Below are 22,502 nucleotides of genomic sequence, written 5' to 3'. Positions count from 1 at the left end.
CCGCTTAGAACCTGAACCGCGCCGGCTGCACCGCATTGGCGAGCGGCTCGACATAGGTTTCGAACACGTCGGAGATGCGGTATTGCTTTTCGTCGATGCGCGTGATGACTTGCGCCTTCATCACCGGCGCGCTGCCGACGAACGCCGCGAGACGGCCGCCGACCTTCAGCTGTTCGAGAATTTCCTGCGGCAGCACCGGCAAACCGCCCGACACGCAGATCACGTCGTACGGTGCCGCGCCGGTCCAGCCGCGCGCGGCGTCGCCGGTTGCGACTTCGACGTTCAGCACGCCGTTGGCGATCAGATTGCTCTTCGCGAATTCGGCCAGTTCCGGTTCGATGTCGACGGTCAATACGTGTTGCGCGCGATGCGCGAGCAGCGCCGCCATGTAACCCGAGCCCGCGCCGATTTCCAGAACGCTTTCGTGCTTCTTCACCGCGAGCTCCTGCAGCACGCGCGCCTCGACGCGCGGCGCCAGCATGTGCTGGCCGGTCGGCAGCGGCACTTCGAAGTCCGCAAAAGCCAGATCGCGGTAAGCGGCGGGGACGAAGTTCTCACGTTTGACGATCGACAGCAAATTCAGCACGTCCTGGTCGAGCACTTCCCAGGGGCGGATCTGCTGTTCGATCATGTTGAAACGCGCTTGCTCGATGTTCATGGTGGATTCGGCGGTTTTGGTTTGGCGAGCGGGCGGCGGCTGCCGCTAACTTTCGTCCTGACCCGGCCCCGGCGGATGGCCGGCGGCCACGGCTTCGGAGCAAGGCATTCGCATCGCAAGCCGCGTCAGGGGAACTGCGGGATTGTACCAAATGGCTGACTCGCGCCGGCCGCTCGCGGGCAAGCGCCAGGCCGGGCGGCCCCCGTGTTAATCCCTAGCGATCCATCCTTGCGATTCGCATCGCCATCGCCACAAAATGTAATCGATTACATTTTCGCTGCGAGGTCGTGTGTCCCGAACGCCGTCCCGATCGTCGCCGGCCGTGGTGTCCGGCGCGAGCAGTCAACCGCAACCTCAGCCGCAGAGGCGCTCTCCGCGCGCGGCCGACGGGCCGTCGATCGCCGGCGTGGCCGAGCAGGCGGGCGTATCGGTCGCGACGGTGTCGCGCGTGTTGAACGGCCACGAGAACGTGCGGCCCGCCACCCGCGACAGGGTGCTCGCCGCCATCGACGCGAGCGGCTACCGCGTCAACGAACTCGCGCGCAATCTGCGCACCGCCGAAAGCCGCCTGCTGCTGACGATGGTGCCGGACTTCGGCAATCCGTTTTACGCGGAGATCGTGCGCGGTATCGACAGCGTCGCGCGTCAGCACGGCTATTTCATGCTGCTATGCGACACCGGCGCGGACCCGGGGCGTGAGCGCAGCTACTTCGACATGCTGCGGCGGCGCCGCGCGGACGGCGCGATCTGCCTCGATCCGGCGACGATCCAGCAGGCGCTCGGCGAAGCGTCGCAGGCGCTGCCGTGGGTCGCGTGCTGCGAGTTCGATCCGCAAATGGGCGTGCCGTACGTCGGCATCGACAACTACCGCGCGGCGGGCGACGCCGTGCGCCACCTGCTCACGCGCGGCCACCGGCGCATCGGCTTGATCAATTCCGACGTCGACTATCTGTATGCGCGCCAGCGTCAGCAGGGCTACCTCGACGCCTTGAGCGACGCGGGCATCGCGCCCGATCCGCGCTGGCGCATGAATCTGAACAGCCTCGATTACGAGGCGGGCGCCTCGGCCGTGGCCGGCTTGATGCTGCAGCCCGATGCACCGAGCGCGATTTTCGCGGTGTCGGACACGCTCGCGATCGGCGTGATCCACGGCTTGCGCAGCGTCGGCAAGCGCGTGCCCGACGACGTCGCGGTGGCCGGCTTCGACGACATCTCGCTCGCCGCGCAGATCGATCCGCCGCTCACGACGATCGCGCAGCCGATGCGCGAGCTCGGCGAGACCGCCGCGCGTCTGCTGCTGCAACGCCTCGCGAATCCGCAGGCCAACGTGCCGGGCGTACTGCTGCCGCATCGCCTCGTGATCCGTGGGAGTGCGTGAGCCATGAGCCTCGCGATCCGTTTCGACGACATCCGCAAGGACTTCGGGCCCGTGCGCGTGCTGCACGGCGTGAGCTTCGAACTCGCACCCGGCCGCATCTACGGTCTGCTTGGCGAGAACGGCGCGGGCAAGTCGACGCTGATGAAAATCCTCGCCGGTTATGAAACGGCAACGTCAGGCAGCGTGCTGGTCGATGGCCACGCGCAGCGCTTCGCCGGCTCACGCGACGCCGAGGCGAAGGGCATCGTGCTGATCCACCAGGAGTTCAACCTCGCCGAGCATCTGACGATCGCGCAGAACATGTACCTCGGTCACGAGAAGCGCCGCGGCTGGTTAGTCGACGATGCCGCGATGCGCAGCGACGCTGCGCGCTATCTCGCGCAGGTCGGGCTCGAGCGCGCGCCGGACACGAAGGTGCGCGAGCTGATCGTCGCGGAAAAGCAGATGGTCGAGATCGCGAAGGCGCTGTCGCGCCGCGCGCGTCTCCTGATCATGGACGAGCCGACCGCGACGCTGACGCCCGCCGAAACCGAACGGCTCTTCGCGCTGATGCTGAAGCTCAAGGCCGATGGCGTGACGATCGTCTACATCTCGCACAAGCTCGATGAAGTGGAGCGCATCACCGACGAAGTGATCGTGATGCGCGATGGCCGCTTCGTCGCGCGCGGTGAAACCGCGGGGCTCGCACGTCAGCAGATGGCGAACCTGATGGTCGGGCGCGACGTGTCCGACATGTTCCCCGACAAGCAGACGGTGCCCGCCGACACGCCGATCGCGTTGCGTGTGAACGGCCTGACGGTGCCCGACTGGGTCGAGGATCTAAGCTTCGAGGTGCGTGCGGGCGAAGTGCTCGGCTTCGCGGGCCTCGTCGGCGCGGGCCGCACCGAGGCGTTCGAGGCGATCATCGGCTTGCGCAAACGCACGGGCGGCACGATTGAAATCGCCGGCCGGGCAGTCGATCTGAAGAACCCGCGCGACGCGATGCGCCACGGTCTCACGTATCTGAGCGAGGACCGTAAGGGCAAGGGTCTGCACGTCGACCTGAGTCTGCAGGACAACGTCACGCTGATGACGCTCGAACGCTACGCGCATCCGCTGCTCGACATGAAAGCAGGGCGCGCGGCCTTGCAGAAGGCCGTCGGCGAATTCGGCATTCGTACCGGCAACCTGTCGAGCCGCGCGCGCATGCTGTCGGGCGGCAACCAGCAGAAGCTCGCGCTCGCGAAGTTCCTGCAGCCCGACCCGAACGTGATCGTGCTCGACGAGCCGACGCGCGGCGTCGACGTCGGCGCGAAACGCGACATCTACTTCCTGATTCACCGTCTCGCCGCGCAGGGCCGCGCGGTAATCGTCATTTCATCCGAACTGGTCGAGCTGATCGGCTTGTGTCATCGCGTCGCCGTCATGCGCGCGGGACATCTGCAAGCGACGCTGACGCTCGAGCATCTGACTGAAGAGGAGTTGATCGCTCATGCGACCGGCACCCACTGAAGCCGTGCAATCACGGCGCGCGCTGCGCGTCGCGCAGCGGCTCTACACGCTCGGGCCGCTCGCCGGACTGATCGTACTGTGCATCGTCGGCACGCTGCTCAATCGCGACTTCGCGACGCTCGACAACCTGATGAACGTGCTTACGCGCACGTCGTTCATCGGCATCATCGCGGTCGGCATGACCTTCGTGATCATCTCGGGCGGCATCGATCTGTCGGTCGGCTCGATGGCCGCGCTGATCGCGGGCATCATGATCTGGCTGATGAACGGGCTCGCGGCGGGCGCCGCCGGTCATGCGTTGCCGCCGCTCGTGATCGTGACGATCGGCATCGTCGCGGCGTTCGTGCTCGGCGCGCTGTTCGGCTGCGCGCATGGGCTGCTGATCACCAAAGGGCGCATCGAGCCGTTCATCGTCACCCTGGGCACGCTCGGGATTTTTCGCGCGGTGCTGACATGGCTCGCCGATGGCGGCGCGCTGACGCTCAATGATTCTCTATCGGACCTCTACGGTCCCGTCTATTACGCGAGCCTGTTCGGCGTGCCCGTGCCGATCTGGGTGTTTCTCGTGGTCGCGGCGGGCGGCGCGCTGATCCTCAATCGCACCGCGTTCGGCCGGCACGTGCAGGCGATCGGTTCGAACGAACAGGTCGCGCGTTTTGCGGCGATTCGCGTCGATACGGTGAAGATCGTCACGTACGTGCTGCTGGGGATTTGCGTGGGCGTGGCCACCGTGCTCTACGTGCCGCGCCTCGGCTCCGCCACGCCGACCACGGGCCTGTTGTGGGAGCTCGAAGCGATCGCGTCGGTGGTGGTCGGCGGCACCGCGCTCAAGGGCGGCGAGGGACGCGTGATCGGCACCGTGATCGGCGCGATCCTGCTGTCGGTGATCGCGAACATCCTGAACCTGACCAGCATCATCAGCGTGTATCTGAACGCGGCGGTGCAGGGCGTCGTGATTATTTTCGTCGCGTTCGTGCAGCGTGGGCGGCGCTAGCGGAGCGCTTCAAGGCGGCGGCGCCGCAGTGACGACAGCGCAGCGAAGAAAACGCAGCAAAGCAGGCGTAGCAAGGCAGGCGCGGTAAACCAACGGCAGGTCCGAAAAATCGGGGCGAGCGAACGCCTCATGATTGGAGACACACACCATGAAGCAAGTCATTCGAGCGATCGGCGCCGGCGTGCTGGCGTTGGGGATACTGGGCACGAGCGGCGCGGCGCGCGCCGACGACAAGGTCACGCTGGGCGTCGCGATTCCGACGGCCGATCACGGCTTCACCGGCGGCATCGTCTGGTGGGCGAACAAGGCGAAGGCGGATCTCGAGAAGGCGCATCCCGATCTGAAAGTGATCGTGAAAACGGCCGCCAACGCGCCCGAGCAGGCGAACCAGTTGCAGGATCTCGTGACGGTCAACAAGATCAACGCGCTCGTGATCTTCCCGTACGAATCGGCGACGCTGACCCAGCCGGTCGAGCAGGTGAAGAAGAAAGGCGTGTACGTGACGGTGGTCGATCGCGGCCTGACGAACACGAGCGCGCAGGATGCCTACGTGGCCGGCGACAACACCGCGTTCGGCAAGATTCCCGCCGAATATCTGGCGAAGGCACTCGACGGCAAGGGCAACGTCGTCGCGCTGCGCGGCATTCCGACCACGCTCGACAACGAACGCTGGACCGCCTTCACCGGCGTGATGAAAAACTATCCGGATATCAAGATTCTCGACGCGAAATACGCGAACTGGAATCGAGACGACGCGTTCAAGGTGATGCAGGACTACCTGACGCGCTTCAAGCACATCGACGCCGTATGGGCCGCCGACGACGACATGGCGGTCGGCGTGCTGAAGGCCATCGATCAGGCGAAGCGCAACGACATCAAGATCGTGTTCGGCGGCGCGGGCTCGAAGGGCATGGTGAAGAACGTGATGGACGGCGCGCCGATGATCAAGGCCGACGTGTCGTACTCGCCGAAATTCATCTACGACGCGATCAAGCTGACGGCCGAAGCGCGGCTGAAGGGCGACAAGCTGCCGGCCACCACGATCATTCCGTCGGTGCTGATTACGAAGGAAAACGCCCAGCAGTTCTATTTCCCCGACTCGCCGTTCTGAGCGGCGCGCCGGGCATCGTCTAGCACGCGCGGGCGCGGCCCGCGCGCAAAGTTCGAGGAACCGTACGATGAAAACCATCAAAGGGCCGGCGATTTTTCTCGCACAGTTCATGGGCGACGACGTGCCGTTCGACAACCTCGCGCATCTCGCGGACTGGGCCGCGGGTCTCGGCTTCAAGGGCATCCAGGTGCCGTGCGACCCGCGCCTGATCGATCTCGACAAGGCGGCCGCGAGCGACGCGTATTGCGACGAACTGCGCGAGAGCGCCGACAACGCGGGCGTCGCGATCACGGAACTATCGACCCATCTGCAAGGGCAACTGGTCGCCGTGCATCCGGCTTACGACACGCTGTTCGACGGCTTCGCCGCGCCGCAGATGCGCGGCAATCCGGCGGCGCGCACCGAATGGGCGATCGCGCAGATGAAGCTCGCGGCGCAGGCGTCGCGTCGTTTGGGCCTGAGCACGCACGTGTCGTTTTCGGGCGCGCTCGCGTGGCCGTATGTGTACCCGTGGCCGCAGCGGCCGGCCGGTCTCGTCGAAGCCGCGTTCGACGAGCTCGCGCGCCGCTGGACGCCGATTCTCGATGCGTTCGACGCGGCCGGCGTCGATGTCTGCTACGAACTGCATCCGGGCGAAGACCTGCACGACGGCGTGACGTTCGAGCGCTTTCTCGCTGCGGTCGATCAGCATCCGCGCGCGAACATCCTGTACGACCCGAGCCACTTCGTGCTGCAACAGCTCGACTATCTCGCGTTCATCGATATCTACCACGAGCGCATCAAGGCGTTTCATGTGAAGGACGCGGAGTTTCGTCCGACCGGCAAGCAGGGCGTGTACGGCGGGTACAGCGGCTGGGTCGAACGCGCGGGGCGGTTTCGCTCGCTCGGCGATGGACAGATCGACTTCGGCGCGATCTTCTCGAAGATGGCGCAGTTCGATTTTCCGGGCTGGGCCGTGCTCGAATGGGAATGCGCATTGAAGCATCCGCACGACGGCGCGCGCGAAGGCGCGGAGTTCATTCGCCGGCACATCATCCGCGTGGCCGAGCGTGCGTTCGATGACTTCGCGGGAAGCGGTGTCGACACCGCGCAGCTAAAGAGCGTGCTCGGCATCTGACAGTCGGGCGGTTACAGCCGACGCAACACATGGGAGCGCAAACAATGCAGCGAAGAAGGCTCAGGCTGGGGATGGTCGGCGGCGGGCAGGGCGCGTTCATCGGCGCCGTGCACCGGATCGCCGCGCGGCTCGACGATCGTTTCGAACTGGTGGCGGGCGCGTTGTCGTCCGATTCGGAGCGCGCGCGGGCGAGCGCCGTCGAAGCGGGCATCGCGCGCAGCTACGCGGATTGGCGCGAGATGGCGCGCGCCGAGGCCGCGCGCGAGGACGGCATCGACGCGGTCGCGATCGTCACGCCGAATCATCTGCACGCGCCGGTCGCGACGGCGTTTCTCGAAGCCGGCATCCACGTGATCTGCGACAAGCCGCTCGCGGTTTCGCTCGCCGAAGGTGAGGCGCTCGCAAAGCTCGCGCAGTCAAAAAAGCGGCTGTTCGCGTTGACGCACACCTATTCGGGCTACCCGCTCGTGCGGCATGCGCGCGAGCTGGTCGAACGTGGCGAACTGGGCGAGATTCGCGTCGTGCAGGTCGAGTATGCGCAGGACTGGCTCGCCGAGCCGGTCGAAACAGGCGGCGCGAACAGACAGGCAAGCTGGCGCACCGATCCGGCGTTGGCGGGGCCGGCCGGGTGCCTCGGCGATATCGGCACGCACGCGTATCAACTGGCCGCTTTCGTCACGGGGATGATGCCGCGTGCGCTGTCGGCCGAGTTGCACACGTTCGTACCGGGGCGTCGTGTCGACGATCACGTGCAGGCAATGCTGCGTTATGCGAACGGCGCGCGCGGCATGTTGTGGGCGAGCCAGGTGGCGAGCGGCGCGGAAAACGCGCTGCGCTTGCGCGTGTATGGCACGAAGGCGGGACTCGCGTTCGATCAGGAGGAGCCGAACGCCTTGTGGTTCACGCCGTTGGGCGGCGCTGCCGAACGATTGACGCGCGCTCGGGTGAAAAGTCAGGTTGCCGCGCATGCGACGCGCGTGCCGGCCGGGCATCCGGAAGGCTATCTGGAAGCGTTCGCGCAGTTGTACCTGGATGCGGCGTTGCAGATCGATGCGTTGAACGTTGGTCGCCCGCCACCAGCCGAGAGCCTGCTGTTGACGACGGTCGATGATGGCGTCGACGGTTTGCGGTTTATCGAGGCGGTGCTGAAAAGCAGTGCGACGGATGGACGGTGGGTGGAGATCGAAGAGGCGTGAAGCGTTGCAACGAAACGCCAGGTCGGCGAAGCTGCCGAAGCGTCAACCGCCCTTGCTTTTCTTGATCTGCGCTTCGAACGCGATATCGAGCTTGCTGGCCTTGCGCGGTTTCTGCGGGCCGTAGGCGTCGACGAACTTGACGAAGTCGTCGAGCGTCAGCGGGTCCGACACTTTCTTGTCGGCTCCGCTCGATTTGTCGACCAGGTAGAACAGGCCGCCGGACAGACTGATCGCGGCGAAGCGCGGGTTGCCGGTGCGCGTTTTCAGGCGCTCGACGGCGTGGATGGCTCGGGTGGTGCGCATGATGGGGACTGCGGCGGCTGATTGACGAGAGCGTTACTTTAACAATTATGCCGACGGTATGCGGTCGGGGACTATGGACGAAAACACGCGATGAACCACGACCCGCTCAGCGACAGCGAAGAAGGGTGGCTCGCGCTCGCGCTTCGGCGCCGCGCTCCGGCTCACTCGCTCAGCTCCCGATGCAACGCCCGATACTCCTGCGCGAGCTTATGCCCCGGATCGAGATGGATGACGGGCGTCGCCAGCTGATGCGACTCACGGATCTTCACCGACGATGACAAGCGCGACCCCAGCACCGGCAAGCCTTCGCCGATCAGTTCGTCGACGAGCTTCTGCGGCAGGCTCGCGCGAGGCTGGAACTGGTTGATGACGATGCCTTCCACCTGCAACCCGTCGTTGTGATCCTGCTGGATCTCCTTGACGTTTTCGAGCAGCGTGTAGAGCGCGCGACGCGAGAAGTCGTCGCAGTCGAACGGAATCAGACAACGCTCGACGGCGATCAGCGCCGAGCGCGTGTAGAAGTTCAGCGCGGGCGGCGTGTCGATGTAAATAGCGTCGTACATGTCGAGTTCGTTCAACGCGTCGCGAAGCTTGTAGATCTTGTAGCGCGATTCGAGCTTGCCGTGGAGAGTGTCGAGGTCGGGATGGGCGGGCATGACGTCGAGATTCTCGAAGCGCGTCGGGTGGATGAACGAGGTTGCTTCCACGGGCCTGAAGCTGAAGCCGAGCGCGGTTTCGAAGAAGCCCGCGACAGTGGGGTTGACCTCGCTCGCCTGCGGGCCGAGCAGATACTGGGTCGAATTCGCCTGGGCGTCGAGGTCGATCACCAGCGTACGCAGACCTTCGTTCGCGCTGATGGCCGCCAGGTTGCAGACGATGGTCGATTTGCCTACGCCACCTTTCTGATTGAATACAACGCGCCGCATGGTCTCCCCTTGAACGGAAGCGGTTACGAAGGGCCCAGCATACCTGAGTCGGGTGACGGCGCTGATTTCGACGGGTTGTTCGTGACCGGGTCAGCGTTGCGCGGTATCCACGTCGACCACCACCTTCACACGTCCAGTCCCACTGGCAACGAGCTGATAGGCCTCGTCCGCGCTGCGCAAATCGAACCGTGTCTGATCGACCACGGGCGCGATCGCGCCGCTTTCCACGAGCCGCGTCGCTTCGCGCATCATCTCGCCGAGGTGCGCGCGATATCGACCGGTCAGAAACGGATACAGCGTGAAGATCCCTGAATAGCTGGCTTCGCGAAACGAGAGCGGCGCAAGCGCATGCGTCCCCCAGCCAAGCGCACTGACCACGTGCCCGAAGTGCCGGACCGCGGCAAACGACGCATCGAGCGAGGCCCTCCCTACCGTATCGACGACCAGATCGAATCCTTCGCCATCGGTCAAACTCGCCACGTACTGTTCGACCGTCTGTGCGCGGTAGTCGATCGGCGTCGCGCCGAGCCGCCGAACCAGCTCGGCATTGTGTGCGCTCGCGGTTGCATATACGTCGGCGCCGAGCGCGCGCGCCAGTTGCACGGCGATGTGGCCGACCCCTCCGGCGCCACCCTGGACCAGCACTTTGGTCCCACCTTGCAGATGCGCGCGATCGACGATACCCGCATACGACGTGATGAACGCGAGCGGCAACGCGGCGGCCTCGCGCATCGACAGATTGCGCGGCGCATGGGCGAGCAGGGCGGCATCGACCGCAGCGTACTCGGCGAGTGACCCCTGAATGCCGCCGACGCCGCCGGTCATGCCATACACGTTGTCGCCGACAGCGAATCCGCCGACGCCATCGCCGAGCGCCTCCACCGTGCCCGCGAGGTCGATACCGAGGACGAGCGGCAACGGGTGTTGCGCGTGCGCGGCTTCGCCCGCGCGAATCTTGATGTCGAGCGGATTGAGGCCGCTCGCGGCGACGCGCACCAGGACCTGGCCGGCAGCGGGTTCCGGGCGGGGCAGCGTCGTGTATTCGAGCGGGCCGTTGTATTGGCTGAGGATCAGAGCGTGCATGGACATGGCGGTCTCCTTCGTTTGACGCGTTACCGCGCGGCCGCATCGACGAGGGCGGCCACACCGCTCACCGGCTTCATCAAGTCGTCCGGCAGACCATGCCGCTCACGAAGATAGGCCGTCGAGTTGAACGATAGCCACGCACGGCCGTCCGCGTCCTCCCAGACGAGCACCTTCAAAGGAAGATCGAGCGCGGCGGTCGGCGCGAGTTGCATCAACGGTGTACCGGCTTTGGGATTGCCGAAGATCAGGAGCCGGCTGAACGGCATCGCCAGTCCCTCGCGCCCAGCGTCACCGCTGAAATCGATGCACGCGAAAACCGTCAGCCCTCGCTCCAGAATCAAGGCTTGAAGATGCTCGGCGGTCGCGTCGCCCGCATGGGTGCTTGCAACGGTGACGATGCCAGCGCTGGCGTTCTCTGCGATCGAAGCGGTGGCCATCATGGCTCCCGTGTGGATGTTGTGCTCCGGCAGCGTTCGCGTGGTCAGGTCTGCCGGACGGGCAACGCGTTGACCGTGACGCAGCATGCGTCGCCTGCGTGCAATGCGCCAACGGAGAAGCGGACCCATGCAGTGTAGGCGTTCGCTGGCGCGGTGTGGCCGATCGTGCGGACGCGCTGTGAGGGAAGTTCTACCGAAAGGCAGATGCAAGCGGATGGGGTGCCCGCTGCACGAACGGCGGCGTCCACGTTCGCGAAGCCGCCGTCAGGGGCACCCGATCGGCGCCCCGATGCCGGATTACTGGCTCATGTAAACAAACTTGCCATTCTTGATGGTGCCCATCACGCTCGCCCGCTGATCGAGACCGACGTGATCCTTCGGGCTCGTATTGACGACCCCGTTCGGCACCACCAGCTCATGCGCGTGTTCGAGCTCGTCGCGCAACGCGACGCGAAACGCCGGCGTACCCGGCTGCGCGGTCTTCGACGCGCGCGCGACGGCGTCCTGCAGGCGCGGGTACACGCCGGCCGCGTCGCCCGCGAACTGCGTGACGCTGCCGGGGCCGTACTTCGCCTCGTACGCGTCGACGAACGCGAGCGCCGCCTTCTTCGACGGATGATCGGCCGGCAGCGTGCGCGCGACGACGACCGGTTGCGTCGGGAACAGCGTGCCTTCCACGTCTTTACCGCCGAGCTTGATGAACTCCGGCGTCGCGATGCCATGCGTCTGATAGATCGGGCCCTTGTAGCCGCGCTCGATCAGCGTGCGCTGCGGCAGTACCGTTGGGGTGCCCGCGCCGGCGATCAGGATCGCGTCGGGCTTCGCGGCCATCAGCTTCAGGATCTGGCCGGTCACGCTCGCGTCGGTGCGGTTGTAGCGCTCGGTCGCGACCAGCTGGATATGGCGCAGCGCCGCGAACTTGCTGAACTCGTTGAGCCAGCTTTCGCCGTAGCCATCCGCGAAACCGATGAAGCCGACCGTCTTCACGTCGTGGTTCGACATGTAGCGCGTCATCACGTCGGCCATCGCGCTATCGGTCTGCGCCATCTTGTAGGCCCAGACCTTCTTGCCTTCCTGCGGCTCGACGACGATGGCCGAGCCGATCAGCGTGATCATCGGCGTCTGGCTGTCGGCGACCGGATCGAGCGCGGCCATCGCGGCCGGCGTGATGTTCGGGCCGACGATCACGTCGACGTGGTCCTCGGTGATCAGCTTGCGGATGTTGCGCACGGCGTTGCCGGGGTCGGACGCGTCGTCGAGGAAGATGTAGTCGGCTTTCTGGCCGGCGATCGTCTGCGGCCACATCAGCATCGCGTTCTTGCTCGTGATGCCGATGACGGCGGCCGGCCCCGTGTTCGACAGGTCGATGCCGACTTTCAGGTCGGCGTGCGCCGCGCCGGCGACGAGCAGCGCCGCGGCCGCGAGGCCGCGCAGGGTGTTGCGTACTTTATTGTTATGCAACTTCATCGGAAGGTCTCCGTAGCGAGAGAGCGGTATGGAAGCGGTTCAAAGCTCATAGGTTTCGTGTTCCCCATTCAGCGCCTGCTCGATCAGCTTGCGGTTCAGGCTCGGCGACAGCAGCTCGACGAGCGTGTACACGTAGCTGCGCAGATACGCGCCCTGTTTCAGCGCGACGCGCGTCACGTTGCTGCCGAACAGATGGCCGACCGGCATCGCGCGCAAATGGCGGTCGCGCTCGGCGTTGAACGCGATGTCGGCCATGATGCCGACGCCGAGGCCCAGCTCGACGTAGGTCTTGATCACGTCGGCGTCGATCGCCTCCAGCACGATGTCCGGATGCAGCCCGCGCAGGCGGAACGCTTCATTGATCTTGGTGCGGCCGGCGAACGCGTTGTCGTACGTAATCAGCGGGTACTGGGTCAGGTCGTCGAGCGCCAGCAGCTTGCGGTCGAGCAGCGGATGGTCGGGCTGCATCACCGCGACGTGGTGCCACTGGAAGCAGGGCAGCGACACCAGATCCTTGTAGTTCGAGATCGCCTCGGTCGCGATCGCGAGGTCGGCCTGGTCGTGCAACACCATTTCGGCGACCTGGGTGGGACTGCCTTGCAGAATTGAAAGGTGAACCTTCGGAAAGCGCTTCTTGAACTCCGCGATCGCCGCGGGCAGCGAGTAGCGCGCCTGCGTGTGGGTCGCGGCGATCGTCAGATTGCCCTGGTCCTGCGCCGCGAAGTCCTTGCCGACCCGCCTCAGGCTTTCCACTTCCTGCAGGATTTTTTCGACCGATTGCAATATGATGCGGCCCGGCTCGGTCAGCGAGCGCACGCGCTTGCCGTGGCGGGTGAAGATTTCGACGCCAAGTTCGTCCTCCAGCTCGATGATCGCCTTCGAGACGCCCGGCTGGCTGGTAAACAACGCCTTGGCCGCTTCGGTGAGGTTGAAGTTCTGCCGCACAGCCTCGCGGACGAAGCGGAATTGGTGCAGGTTCATATATAACCTCGCCGCATATAAAAAGAATTTTTTAGTCGTTTGAAATATAAGGCGAGTTTATTACGATCTGTCCATCTTTTTCAATATGGATATCTGTATTTGTTATAAGCAAATGAGCGATGGGTCTAAACGCTCGCTTGCGATAGCTGACAAAGCCGGTATTCAAGCCGCGGCCGAGCCGGACGGTCGCGTGTCAAGCAAGTTTCGAAAAAATTGGGGCCCCCGAATGTACCAATACGATCAGTACGACCAGACCATCGTCGATGAACGGGTCGCGCAGTACGCCGATCAGGTTCGCCGCCGCTTGTCGGGCGAATTGAGCGAAGAGGAATTCCGTCCGCTGCGGCTGCAGAACGGCCTGTACTATCAGCGCCACGCGTACATGCACCGCATCGCGATTCCGTACGGCAACTTGCGCAGCGACCAGATGCGCGTGCTCGCGCAGATCGCGCGTGAGCACGACCGCGGCTACGGCCATTTCTCGACGCGTTCGAACATCCAGTACAACTGGATCAAGCTCGAAGAAACGCCGGAGATTCTGCGCAAGCTCGCCTCGGTGCAGATGCACGGCATTCAGACCTCGGGCAACTGCATTCGCAACATCACCGCGGACCAATTCGCCGGCGTCGCGCCCGACGAAGTGGTCGATCCGCGTCCGTGGGCCGAAATCCTTCGGCAATGGTCGACGTTCCACCCCGAATTCGCGTGGCTGCCGCGCAAGTTCAAGATCGCCGTGTCGGGTTCGAAGGAAGACCGCGCGGCTGTGCAGATCCACGACATGGGCGTGTATCTGCGCAAGAACGAACAGGGCGAACTGGTGGCCGACATCCTCGCCGGTGGTGGTCTGGGCCGCACGCCGATCGTCGGCGCGGTGATCCGCCGCGATCTGCCGTGGCAGCACCTGCTGACCTATAGCGAAGCCGTGTTGCGTGTGTACAACCGCTACGGCCGCCGCGACAACATGTACAAGGCGCGTATCAAGATTCTGGTGAAGGCGCTGTCGCCGGAGAAGTTCGCCGCGCAGGTCGAAGAAGAGTGGCAGCACCTGAAGGACGGCCCGTCGACGCTCACGCAGGCCGAAGTCGATCGCGTGACGCAATACTTCGCGCCGCCCGCTTACGACAAACTGCCGGACACCGATACGTCGTTCGAAAAGCATCTGCTCGAAAACCGCGCGTTCGCGCGCTGGGTCGAGCGTAACGTGCGTCCGCACAAGGTGGCGGGCTACGCGTCGGTCACGCTGTCGCTGAAGCCGACCACGGTTGCGCCGGGCGACGCGACGGACGTGCAGATGGACGCGGTCGCCGACTGGGCCGACGAATACTCGTTCGGCAAGGTCCGCGTATCGCACGAACAGAACCTGATCCTCGCCGACGTCAAGAAGCGTGACCTGTTCGCGCTGTGGGAAAAGGCCAAGGCGCAGGGTTTCGCGACGCCGAACATCGGCTTGTTGACCGACATCATCTCGTGCCCGGGCGGTGACTTCTGCTCGCTCGCGAACGCGAAGTCGATTCCGATCGCGCTCGCGATCCAGGAACGTTTCAACGATCTCGACTACGTGTACGACCTCGGCGACGTGTCGCTGAACATCTCGGGCTGCATCAACGCGTGCGGTCACCATCACGTCGGCAACATCGGCATTCTGGGCGTCGACAAGGACGGCTCCGAGTGGTACCAGGTGACGCTCGGCGGCGAGCAGGGCACCGGCGCGACCGGCGCTCACCTTGGCCGTGTGATCGGCCCGTCGTTCTCGGCCGAGGAAATGCCCGACGTGATGACGAAGGTGATCGATACGTTCGTGGAAAACCGCCAGGAAGGCGAGCGTTTCATCGATACGTACACCCGCATCGGCATCGCGCCGTTCAAGGAGCGCGTGTACGCCGCGCGTCAACCGGCTCACGCGTAACCGCGAAAGGATAATGAACAGATGGCTTCTATCATCAAGAACCGCGCGATCGTCAACGACGCCTGGAGCGTCGTGCGTGCCGCGGAAGACGGCGCTTTGCCGGCAGTGAGCGAACTGCCGGCCGGCAAGGTCATCGTACCGCTGGCGCTGTGGCAGGCCGAGCGTGAAGCGCTCGTCGCTGCGCGTAGCGCCGCCGACCTCGGCGTGTGGCTCGCGCCGGATAGCGAACCGGCGGATATCGCCGGCGACTTCGACAAGCTCGCGCTGATCGCCGTGGACTTCCCGGTGTTCCGCGACGGCCGGGGCTACAGCATCGGCCGTCTGCTGCGCGAGCGCTATGGCTACAAGGGCGAACTGCGCGCGATCGGCGACGTGCTTCGCGACCAGATCACGTTCATGTTCCGCTGCGGCTTCGACGCGTATGCACTGCGCGCCGACAAGGACATCAACGACGCGTTGAAAGCGTTCGACGACTTTAGCGTGCAGTACCAGGGCGCCGTGGACACGTCGCCGCTGTTCCGCCGCCGTGCCGCGCAGGCTGGCGCCGACAAGGTTCCGGCATGAGCACCGCGCAATCGTTGAGCCCGGAGCTGGCAGCGAAGGTCGAGCGTCTCGACGCGCTGCTCGACTCGATCGCGGCGCGTCACGCGAACGTGAAGCTCGCAAGCAGCCTCGCGGCCGAAGACATGCTGCTCACGCACGCGATCCTGTCGCGCGGCGTGAAGATCGGCATCTTCTCGCTGAACACGGGCCGTCTGCATGCGGAAACGCTCGGCATGCTCGATCGCGTGAAAGAGCGCTACGGCTACGACATCGAGCAGTTTCATCCGCAGCCGGCCGCGGTCGAACAGTATGTGGGCGAACACGGCCTGAACGCGTTCTACGAAAGCGTCGAGCTGCGCAAGCGCTGCTGCGAGATCCGCAAGGTCGAGCCGCTCAATCGCGCGCTTGCCGAGCTCAGCGCCTGGGTGACCGGGCAGCGTCGCGAGCAGTCGGTCACGCGTGCCGAGCTGCACGAGGAAGAGCACGACGGCGCGCGCAACATCGCCAAGTTCAATCCGCTCGCGGACTGGACCGAAGCCGAAGTCTGGGATTATCTTGGTGCGTTCGACGTGCCGGTCAATCCGCTGCATGCGCGCGGTTATCCGAGCATCGGCTGCGAGCCGTGTACGCGTGCGATCCGCCCCGGCGAAGACAGCCGGGCGGGGCGCTGGTGGTGGGAGTCGCGCGATACGAAGGAATGCGGCTTGCACATCACGGCGATTACTCCGATTGCGGTCGAGCGCAACGAAAACGCGTCGGCCTGAGCGCCGCGAACCGAGCTTGCGGCGCACTACGCCGAAACCGATCTGAATACTTTCGCCCGTGCGAGCAGCGCTTGCCGGACGAACCAACGAAGGACCCGCCATGAGCACCACGCTCGATTCCACTGTCAACGCTCCGCTTGCCAACACGGTCAACCGGATGGATCACCTCGATTGGCTCGAAGCCGAGTCGATTCACATCCTGCGCGAACTGGTCGCCGAATGCAGCAAGCCGGCGCTGCTGTTTTCGGGCGGCAAGGATTCCGTCGTGGTGCTCGCGCTCGCACTGAAGGCGTTCGGCCTCGGTGCGAACCGCAAAACGCAGCTACCGTTCCCGCTCGTGCATATCGACACGGGCCACAACTACGACGAAGTGATCGACTTCCGCGATCGTCGCGCGCAACAGATTGGCGCGGAACTGGTGGTCGGCCATGTTGAAGATTCGATCAAGCGCGGCACCGTGCGTCTGCGTCGCGAAACGGATTCGCGCAATGCCGCGCAGGCGGTGACGCTGCTCGAAACCATCGAGCAATACGGCTATACCGCGATGATCGGCGGCGCGCGCCGCGACGAAGAAAAGGCCCGCGCGAAAGAGCGCATCTTCTCGTTCCGTGACGAATTCGGCCAGTGGGACCCGAAGGCGCAGCGCCCGGAACTGTGGAGCCTGTACAACGCGCGTCTGCACAACGGCGAACACATGCGCGTGTTCCCGATCTCGAACTGGACCGAGCTCGACGTGTGGCAGTACATCGCGCGTGAACAGCTCGAACTGCCGTCGATCTACTACGCGCACCAGCGCGAGATCGTGCGCCGCAACGGCCTGCTCGTGCCGGTCACGCCGCTCACGCCGATGCGCGAGGGTGAGACGAGCGAACAGGCGATCGTGCGTTTCCGCACGGTCGGCGACATCAGCTGCACCTGCCCGGTCGAAAGCGACGCGGACGACCTCGAGAAGATCATCGCCGAGACGGCCGTCACCGAAATTACGGAACGCGGCGCGACGCGGATGGACGACCAGGTGTCGGAAGCGGCAATGGAACAGCGCAAGAAGCAGGGTTATTTCTAAGCACACTTGGGACCGGAGTAAGCGCTGAAGCGCTAACTCCGGCCGACAGAGGGACAAGGAAAATCATGAGCAGTATTCATCAACCAGAAGACCTCGGCGTGCTGCGTTTCATCACCGCGGGCAGCGTCGACGACGGCAAGAGCACGCTGATCGGCCGCCTGTTGTACGACAGCAAGGCTGTATTGAGCGACCAGCTCTCGGCGCTGTCGCGCGTGAAAAACAAGCGCACGGTCGGCGACGAAATCGATCTGTCGCTGCTGACCGACGGCCTGGAAGCCGAGCGCGAGCAGGGCATCACGATCGATGTCGCCTACCGCTACTTCGCCACCGCCAAGCGTAAGTTCATCATCGCCGATACGCCGGGCCACGAGCAGTACACGCGCAACATGGTGACGGGCGCGTCGACCGCGCATGCGGCGATCATCCTCGTCGACGCGACGCGCGTGACGTTCGAAAACGGCGTCGCGCAACTGCTGCCGCAAACCAAGCGTCATAGCGCGATCGTCAAGCTGCTCGGGCTGCAGCACGCGATCGTCGCGATCAACAAGATGGACCTCGTCGACTACAGCGAAGCACGCTTCAACGAGATCCGCGACGCGTACGTCGAGCTCGCGCGTCACCTCGGTCTGCAGGATGTGCGCTTCGTGCCGGTGTCGGCGCTGAAGGGCGACAACATCGTCACGGCGAGCGAGCGCATGCCGTGGTACGCGGGCGAGCCGCTGCTCGACGTGCTCGAAGCGTTGCCGGTCGAAACCGCGAGCGGCGAGGCGCTGCGCTTCCCGGTGCAGTGGGTTGCGCGTCAGGACGGCAGTCAGGCCGACGATTTCCGCGGCTACATGGGCCGTGTTGAATCGGGTGAAGTGAAGCTCGGCGACACGATCGTCGTGCTGCCGGCCAATCGCGAAGCGACCGTGGCGGAGATCATCGCGCCGGTGGTCGGCGGCACCGCACAGGTGGACCGTGCGTTCGCCGGTCAGACGGTGACGATCCGTCTCGCGGAAGATGTCGACGTGTCGCGCGGCGACACCTTCGTGCTGCGCGAAGCGGCACCGGAGCCGGCGAAGAAGCTCGAAGCGGACCTCTGCTGGTTCGACGACGCGCCGCTGTCGACGCAGCGTAAGTATCTGCTGAAGCAGACCACCAGCACCGTGTTCGCGAAGATCGGCGCGATCAAGGAAGTGCTCGACGTGCATACGCTGTCGCAGGCGACCGATCGCAAGGAACTGGCGATGAACGACATCGGTCGTGTCGCGCTGACCTTGCAGAAGCCGCTCGTGTGCGACGCGTACGACTCGCATCAGGGCACCGGCGCATTCGTGCTGATCGACGAGGCAACGAACCACACGGTCGCCGCCGGCATGATCCGCGCGTTTTCCGCCTGAGCACGGCAAGGCTAGCAGGCGACGGATGGGCCACACAGGCGACGCAACGCGCCGCCGCGTACGCTCCAACGAACAGGTTGATGTAAATGGGTAAGGTTTATCTGATTGGTGCGGGACCCGGTGCCGCGGACCTGATTACGGTGCGCGGCGCGCGGCTGCTCGGCGCCGCCGACGTCGTGCTGCACGACGCGCTGGTCGAGCCGGCGATGCTCGACTACGCGCCCACGCGGGCGAAGCGCATTGCGGTCGGCAAGCGCTGCGGCCAGCTATCGACGGCCCAGCAGTTCATCAACAAGCAGATCGTCGATGCGGCTTTGGAGCACGGCGTGGTCGTGCGTTTGAAGGGCGGCGATCCGATGCTGTTCGGCCGCGCCGACGAAGAGATGCGCGCGCTCGAAGCCGCGGGCATCGAGTATGAAGTCGTGCCGGGCATCACCGCCGCGCTGGCGAGCGCGGCCACGCTGAAGCGTTCGCTGACGCTGCGCGGCGTGTCGCGCAGCGTCGCGCTCGCGACGTTCAGCCGCGCGCCAGGTTCCGATGAGATCCGCGAGCAGGTCAACGCCGATTCGCTGGTGTTCTACATGGGCCGCGACAGCGGCGTCGAGATCGCGCAGCAACTGATCGATGCTGGCAAGCCCGCGACGACGCCCGTGGCGATCGTCGAGGCGTGCAGCACGCCGCGCGAACGCATGCTGACGCTGACATTGGAAGATCTTGCGGCCGGCGAAGCGCAGCGCTGGGTCGATGCGTCGCAGCCGAGTCTGTTGATGATCGGCGAGGCGTTCGCGGCGCGGCAGACCGAGGCGAAGCACTCGTCGAATGGGATGCTGGTCGCGGCCTGAATATCCTCGGCAGGGCCGACCCGAGAGCGGCGAATCTGAGCAACCAGAACGAAAAAATCAGAGCTGCCGCAGGCAATACTGCGCGAGCGCATCCAGCACCGAATCATCCTCGCCGACCGCCACCGCGCAGCGAATCTCGACACCGGGATGCGCGGCGCGGCAATGATCGACGATCGCGGGCAAATCCTTGCGGACATGACCGCCTTGCCCGAAGAACACCGGCACCACGGTGATCGCATCGCAGCCTTGCGTGACGAGTTGCGCGACGGCCGTCGGCAGGTCGGGTTCCATCAGTTCGAGAAAGGCGAGCGTAACCGCAGGAGCTTCGCCCGTCGCCGCGCGCGCGGCACGTAGCTTGTCGGCGAGCCGCTCGAACGGCTCCCGCCAGCGCGCATCGCGCGCGCCGTGGCCAAACAGAATCAGTCCGTGCATAGCCATCGCATCAGCTCCTGACGATGCCCCTCAACGCACTGGCGTTAGTGCCGGTCGACCCACTTCAACCCTACGAGCCCCAGCACCAGGTAGACGAGCCCAGGTGTCGCCGCGGTCAACGGCGCGGGCCACGTATTGAGCGTGCCGATATGCGAGAACAGCGTGTTGAACAGCTGGAAGCTCATGCCGAGCATGATGCCGCCGAACACCTTCACGCCGACCACGCCCGCGCGCGTATGCAAATATGCGAACGGCAGCGACAGCACCAGCATCACGAACACCGCGAACGGATACAGCACCTTGCGCCACAGCGCGATTTCATAGCGCTGCGTGTCCTGATGGTTTTCGGTCAGATGCTGGATATAGCGGAATAGATTGAACATCGACATCCGGTCCGGCGACACCAGCAGCACCGACAGGATCTGCGGCGTCAGCTCCGAGCGCAGCGAATACTCGGGCAGCGTGACCTGCTTCGCGCGATAGACCGGATTGAGCGCATCTGCCGGCGTACCCGGAGCGGGGGCCACGTCGAGCAGTTGCGTATCGGTCACGCCGGTCAGCAGCCAGTGGCCCGGCGGCTGATAGCGGCCGCTCTGCGCGATGCGAATGTTCGACAGGCGGAACTTCGAATCGAACTCGTAGATGCGCACGTTGCTGATCGTCGCGTCGGGCTTCAGCTCGCCGACGTTGACGAAGCGCGTGACCTGCTCGCCGTCGGCGCGCTCGGTCAGCGTGTCCTTGACCCACACGCCCGACTGGAAGTTGCTCGACACCGACGAGCCGAGCGCCTCGAGCCGCACGCGCTCGGACAGCTGATCCGTATACGGGCCGACCACTTCGCCGATCAGATAGGTGACGATCACGAGCGGAATGCCGATCTTCAGCAGCGAGCGCAGCGCCTGATTCGTCGCGAGGCCTGATACGCGGAAGATCGTGTATTCGGAGTTCGCCGCCATCTGCGCGAACACGTAGATCGCGCTGATCAGCGCCGCGACCGGAATGATTTCGTAGAAACGCGACGGCGTTTGCAGCGCGACGCGCAGCACCGCGTACTGAAACTTGTAGTTGCCGTGGCCGACCGAGTTCAGTTCGTTGATCAGGTCGAAGAAGAAGAACAGACCTGAAAATGCGAACAGGATGAAGACGAACGTGAGATAGATCTGACGCGCGAAATACCTTTCATAAATGCGCATCGGTCAGGCTCCCTGCGAACGGCTGAACATGGCGCGCGTAAATAGCGGCCGGTTGCGCACCCGCATCCAGAAGATGAACGCGACGATCCCGAGCACGATCACGTGCAGGATCACGAGCCCGACGCCGAACGACATCTTGCCCTGCTCGATCCACGCCTGCACGACGTTCAGCAGATTCGAATAAGTGAGGTAGATCAACACGGCCATCACGAGGTTGATCGTGCGGCTGCGCCGCGGGTTCTGGTGCGCGAGCGGAATGGCGAGCAGCACCAGGTTGATCGCGATCAACGGAAGACCCGCGCGCCACGCGAATTCGGCGAGGTTCTCTTTAGTGGGATTGCGCAGCAGCGTGAGCGTCGGCAAGCCGGTGGTGGTCGGCGTATTGACGACCGGCTGGCTCTGGATCTTCACGCCGTAGCGCTCGAACTCCATGATGCGGAAATCGGGGTGGCCCGGTTCGCCGTCGTAGCGGCGGCCGTTTTCCAGCACGACGAAGCGGTCGCCGTTCTTGTGCGTCTCGATGTGGCCGTTCTTCGACACCACGACGTTGACCTTGCCGCCCTCGGTGCTCGTCACGAACACGTTTTCCACATGCCCCTGGTCGGGCGACATCTTCTCGATGAAGAACACGCGGTGCGTGCTCGGCGATTCGCGGAACTGCCCCGGCGCGAGCAGCGAGACTTCGTCGCGCTGCTGGAAGCGCGCGCGGATCAGCTTGCTCTGCTGGTTCGACCACGGCCAGCCGACGAACACGAAGAACATGATCAGGATGATGATCGGCGTGGCGAAAATGCCGATCGGCTTGATGAATTGCGTGAGACTGACGCCCGAGGACAGCCACACGACCATCTCGGAGTCCTTGTACCAGCGCGTGAGCACGAACAGGATCGACACGAACAGCGTCGCGACGAGCATGATGGCCAGATAGCCAATCACGGTGAGGCCGATCAGGACCAGCACGTCGCGCGGGTCGACCTCGCCCGAGGCCGCGAAGCCGACGATGCGGATCATCATCGTCGTCAGCACGAGCGTGAGGAGAACCATGAACACGGCGCCAGCCGTGTACGCGAGCTCGCGCTGGAGGGAGCGTTCGAAAATCATTATTGATGACGAGAGGGGGCGCTCACGGCGACGCTCGGGTTCGTTCCCGTCACGCCTCCGGTGCAGCCGCCGCGGGAAAAATAGCGGATAATTGCGGCTTTCATCCTAAGCCCAGATTTTATCCGAGGACA

At 64.6% G+C, this 22,502-nt stretch carries 22 protein-coding genes; 12 read left to right on the top strand and 10 right to left on the bottom strand.

Annotation, left to right across the window (positions count from 1 at the left end; all coding sequences use genetic code 11):
- Positions 1 to 4: 4 nt before the first annotated feature.
- Entirely contained in the window at positions 5 to 658 is a 654-nt protein-coding gene (locus OKW45_RS29090) for a protein-L-isoaspartate O-methyltransferase family protein (RefSeq protein WP_429472580.1), read from the bottom strand.
- Between the two features lie 289 nt (positions 659 to 947).
- On the opposite strand from OKW45_RS29090, the gene OKW45_RS29085 reads away from it, so the two are divergent.
- From OKW45_RS29085 to OKW45_RS29060, 6 genes are all read left to right on the top strand, one after another.
- Positions 948 to 2,036 carry a LacI family DNA-binding transcriptional regulator gene (locus OKW45_RS29085; protein WP_429472578.1) on the top strand — a complete coding sequence of 363 codons (1,089 nt, stop codon included), beginning with the start codon at positions 948 to 950 and terminating at the stop codon, positions 2,034 to 2,036.
- 3 nt (positions 2,037 to 2,039) lie between these two features.
- Positions 2,040 to 3,527, top strand: coding sequence for a sugar ABC transporter ATP-binding protein (locus OKW45_RS29080; protein ID WP_429472576.1), 1,488 nt, complete (start codon positions 2,040 to 2,042; stop codon positions 3,525 to 3,527).
- Positions 3,508 to 4,521, top strand: a complete 1,014-nt coding sequence (locus OKW45_RS29075; protein ID WP_018419663.1) for an ABC transporter permease — start codon at positions 3,508 to 3,510, stop codon at positions 4,519 to 4,521. Before OKW45_RS29080 ends, OKW45_RS29075 begins: the two co-directional genes overlap by 20 nt.
- 148 nt (positions 4,522 to 4,669) lie before the next feature.
- Complete coding sequence (locus OKW45_RS29070; RefSeq protein WP_018419664.1) at positions 4,670 to 5,632, top strand: substrate-binding domain-containing protein; 963 nt, start codon at positions 4,670 to 4,672, stop codon at positions 5,630 to 5,632.
- A 67-nt stretch (positions 5,633 to 5,699) separates the two neighbouring features.
- On the top strand, positions 5,700 to 6,749 hold the full coding sequence (locus OKW45_RS29065; RefSeq protein ID WP_429472574.1) for a sugar phosphate isomerase/epimerase family protein: 1,050 nt from the start codon (positions 5,700 to 5,702) through the stop codon (positions 6,747 to 6,749).
- Positions 6,750 to 6,793: 44 nt separating this feature from the next.
- Positions 6,794 to 7,945 (top strand): Gfo/Idh/MocA family protein, encoded by a 1,152-nt coding sequence (locus tag OKW45_RS29060; RefSeq protein ID WP_429472572.1) that lies wholly within the window; start codon positions 6,794 to 6,796, stop codon positions 7,943 to 7,945.
- A gap of 42 nt (positions 7,946 to 7,987) precedes the next feature.
- On the opposite strand, the gene OKW45_RS29055 is transcribed toward OKW45_RS29060, so the two are convergent.
- The 6 genes from OKW45_RS29055 to OKW45_RS29030 form a co-directional block, all read right to left on the bottom strand.
- The gene (locus tag OKW45_RS29055) at positions 7,988 to 8,248 is read right to left on the bottom strand and encodes a hypothetical protein (RefSeq protein WP_429472571.1); all 261 of its coding nucleotides are present in this window, start codon (positions 8,246 to 8,248) and stop codon (positions 7,988 to 7,990) included.
- A 161-nt stretch (positions 8,249 to 8,409) separates the two neighbouring features.
- On the bottom strand, positions 8,410 to 9,174 hold the full coding sequence (locus tag OKW45_RS29050) for a ParA family protein (protein WP_429472569.1): 765 nt from the start codon (positions 9,172 to 9,174) through the stop codon (positions 8,410 to 8,412).
- 90 nt (positions 9,175 to 9,264) lie between these two features.
- The gene (locus OKW45_RS29045; RefSeq protein ID WP_429472567.1) at positions 9,265 to 10,263 is read right to left on the bottom strand and encodes a zinc-dependent alcohol dehydrogenase family protein; all 999 of its coding nucleotides are present in this window, start codon (positions 10,261 to 10,263) and stop codon (positions 9,265 to 9,267) included.
- 23 nt (positions 10,264 to 10,286) lie between these two features.
- Positions 10,287 to 10,784, bottom strand: coding sequence for a DUF302 domain-containing protein (locus tag OKW45_RS29040; protein ID WP_429472566.1), 498 nt, complete (start codon positions 10,782 to 10,784; stop codon positions 10,287 to 10,289).
- A 210-nt stretch (positions 10,785 to 10,994) separates the two neighbouring features.
- Entirely contained in the window at positions 10,995 to 12,164 is a 1,170-nt protein-coding gene (locus OKW45_RS29035) for an ABC transporter substrate-binding protein (RefSeq protein WP_429472564.1), read from the bottom strand.
- Between the two features lie 39 nt (positions 12,165 to 12,203).
- Positions 12,204 to 13,145, bottom strand: a complete 942-nt coding sequence (locus OKW45_RS29030; RefSeq protein WP_018419671.1) for a CysB family HTH-type transcriptional regulator — start codon at positions 13,143 to 13,145, stop codon at positions 12,204 to 12,206.
- A gap of 226 nt (positions 13,146 to 13,371) precedes the next feature.
- On the opposite strand from OKW45_RS29030, the gene OKW45_RS29025 reads away from it, so the two are divergent.
- The 6 genes from OKW45_RS29025 (at position 13,372) to cobA (ending at position 19,645) form a co-directional block, all read left to right on the top strand.
- Positions 13,372 to 15,051: a nitrite/sulfite reductase gene (locus tag OKW45_RS29025; RefSeq protein ID WP_018419672.1), complete on the top strand. Its 1,680-nt coding sequence runs from the start codon at positions 13,372 to 13,374 to the stop codon at positions 15,049 to 15,051.
- A gap of 21 nt (positions 15,052 to 15,072) precedes the next feature.
- A complete protein-coding gene (locus OKW45_RS29020; RefSeq protein ID WP_429472562.1) occupies positions 15,073 to 15,615 on the top strand; it encodes a DUF934 domain-containing protein in 543 nt (180 codons plus the stop codon).
- Positions 15,612 to 16,358, top strand: coding sequence for a phosphoadenylyl-sulfate reductase (locus OKW45_RS29015; RefSeq protein ID WP_429472560.1), 747 nt, complete (start codon positions 15,612 to 15,614; stop codon positions 16,356 to 16,358). The genes OKW45_RS29020 and OKW45_RS29015 overlap by 4 nt, the downstream gene beginning before the upstream one ends.
- 100 nt (positions 16,359 to 16,458) lie before the next feature.
- Positions 16,459 to 17,421, top strand: a complete 963-nt coding sequence (cysD, locus tag OKW45_RS29010; protein WP_429472558.1) for a sulfate adenylyltransferase subunit CysD — start codon at positions 16,459 to 16,461, stop codon at positions 17,419 to 17,421.
- A 65-nt stretch (positions 17,422 to 17,486) separates the two neighbouring features.
- Positions 17,487 to 18,803 (top strand): sulfate adenylyltransferase subunit 1, encoded by a 1,317-nt coding sequence (locus OKW45_RS29005; protein ID WP_018419676.1) that lies wholly within the window; start codon positions 17,487 to 17,489, stop codon positions 18,801 to 18,803.
- Between the two features lie 86 nt (positions 18,804 to 18,889).
- Positions 18,890 to 19,645 carry a uroporphyrinogen-III C-methyltransferase gene (gene cobA / locus OKW45_RS29000; protein ID WP_018419677.1) on the top strand — a complete coding sequence of 252 codons (756 nt, stop codon included), beginning with the start codon at positions 18,890 to 18,892 and terminating at the stop codon, positions 19,643 to 19,645.
- Positions 19,646 to 19,702: 57 nt separating this feature from the next.
- Here cobA and OKW45_RS28995 read toward each other — a convergent pair whose 3' ends face one another.
- From OKW45_RS28995 to lptF, 3 genes are read right to left on the bottom strand one after another with little or no spacing between them, the layout of a single operon-like run.
- Positions 19,703 to 20,083 carry a sirohydrochlorin chelatase gene (locus OKW45_RS28995; protein WP_018419678.1) on the bottom strand — a complete coding sequence of 127 codons (381 nt, stop codon included), beginning with the start codon at positions 20,081 to 20,083 and terminating at the stop codon, positions 19,703 to 19,705.
- A gap of 38 nt (positions 20,084 to 20,121) precedes the next feature.
- Positions 20,122 to 21,270, bottom strand: coding sequence for an LPS export ABC transporter permease LptG (lptG, locus tag OKW45_RS28990; protein WP_018419679.1), 1,149 nt, complete (start codon positions 21,268 to 21,270; stop codon positions 20,122 to 20,124).
- A 3-nt stretch (positions 21,271 to 21,273) separates the two neighbouring features.
- Positions 21,274 to 22,371, bottom strand: coding sequence for an LPS export ABC transporter permease LptF (gene lptF, locus OKW45_RS28985; protein ID WP_429472556.1), 1,098 nt, complete (start codon positions 22,369 to 22,371; stop codon positions 21,274 to 21,276).
- Between the last annotated feature and the right edge of the window lie 131 nt (positions 22,372 to 22,502).

The organism is Paraburkholderia lebeckiae (assembly GCF_050436225.1).
Lineage (GTDB): Bacteria > Pseudomonadota > Gammaproteobacteria > Burkholderiales > Burkholderiaceae > Paraburkholderia > Paraburkholderia tuberum.
The sequence above is the reverse complement of the archived record's forward strand: the minus strand, read 5'-3'. Positions and strand labels throughout refer to the sequence as shown.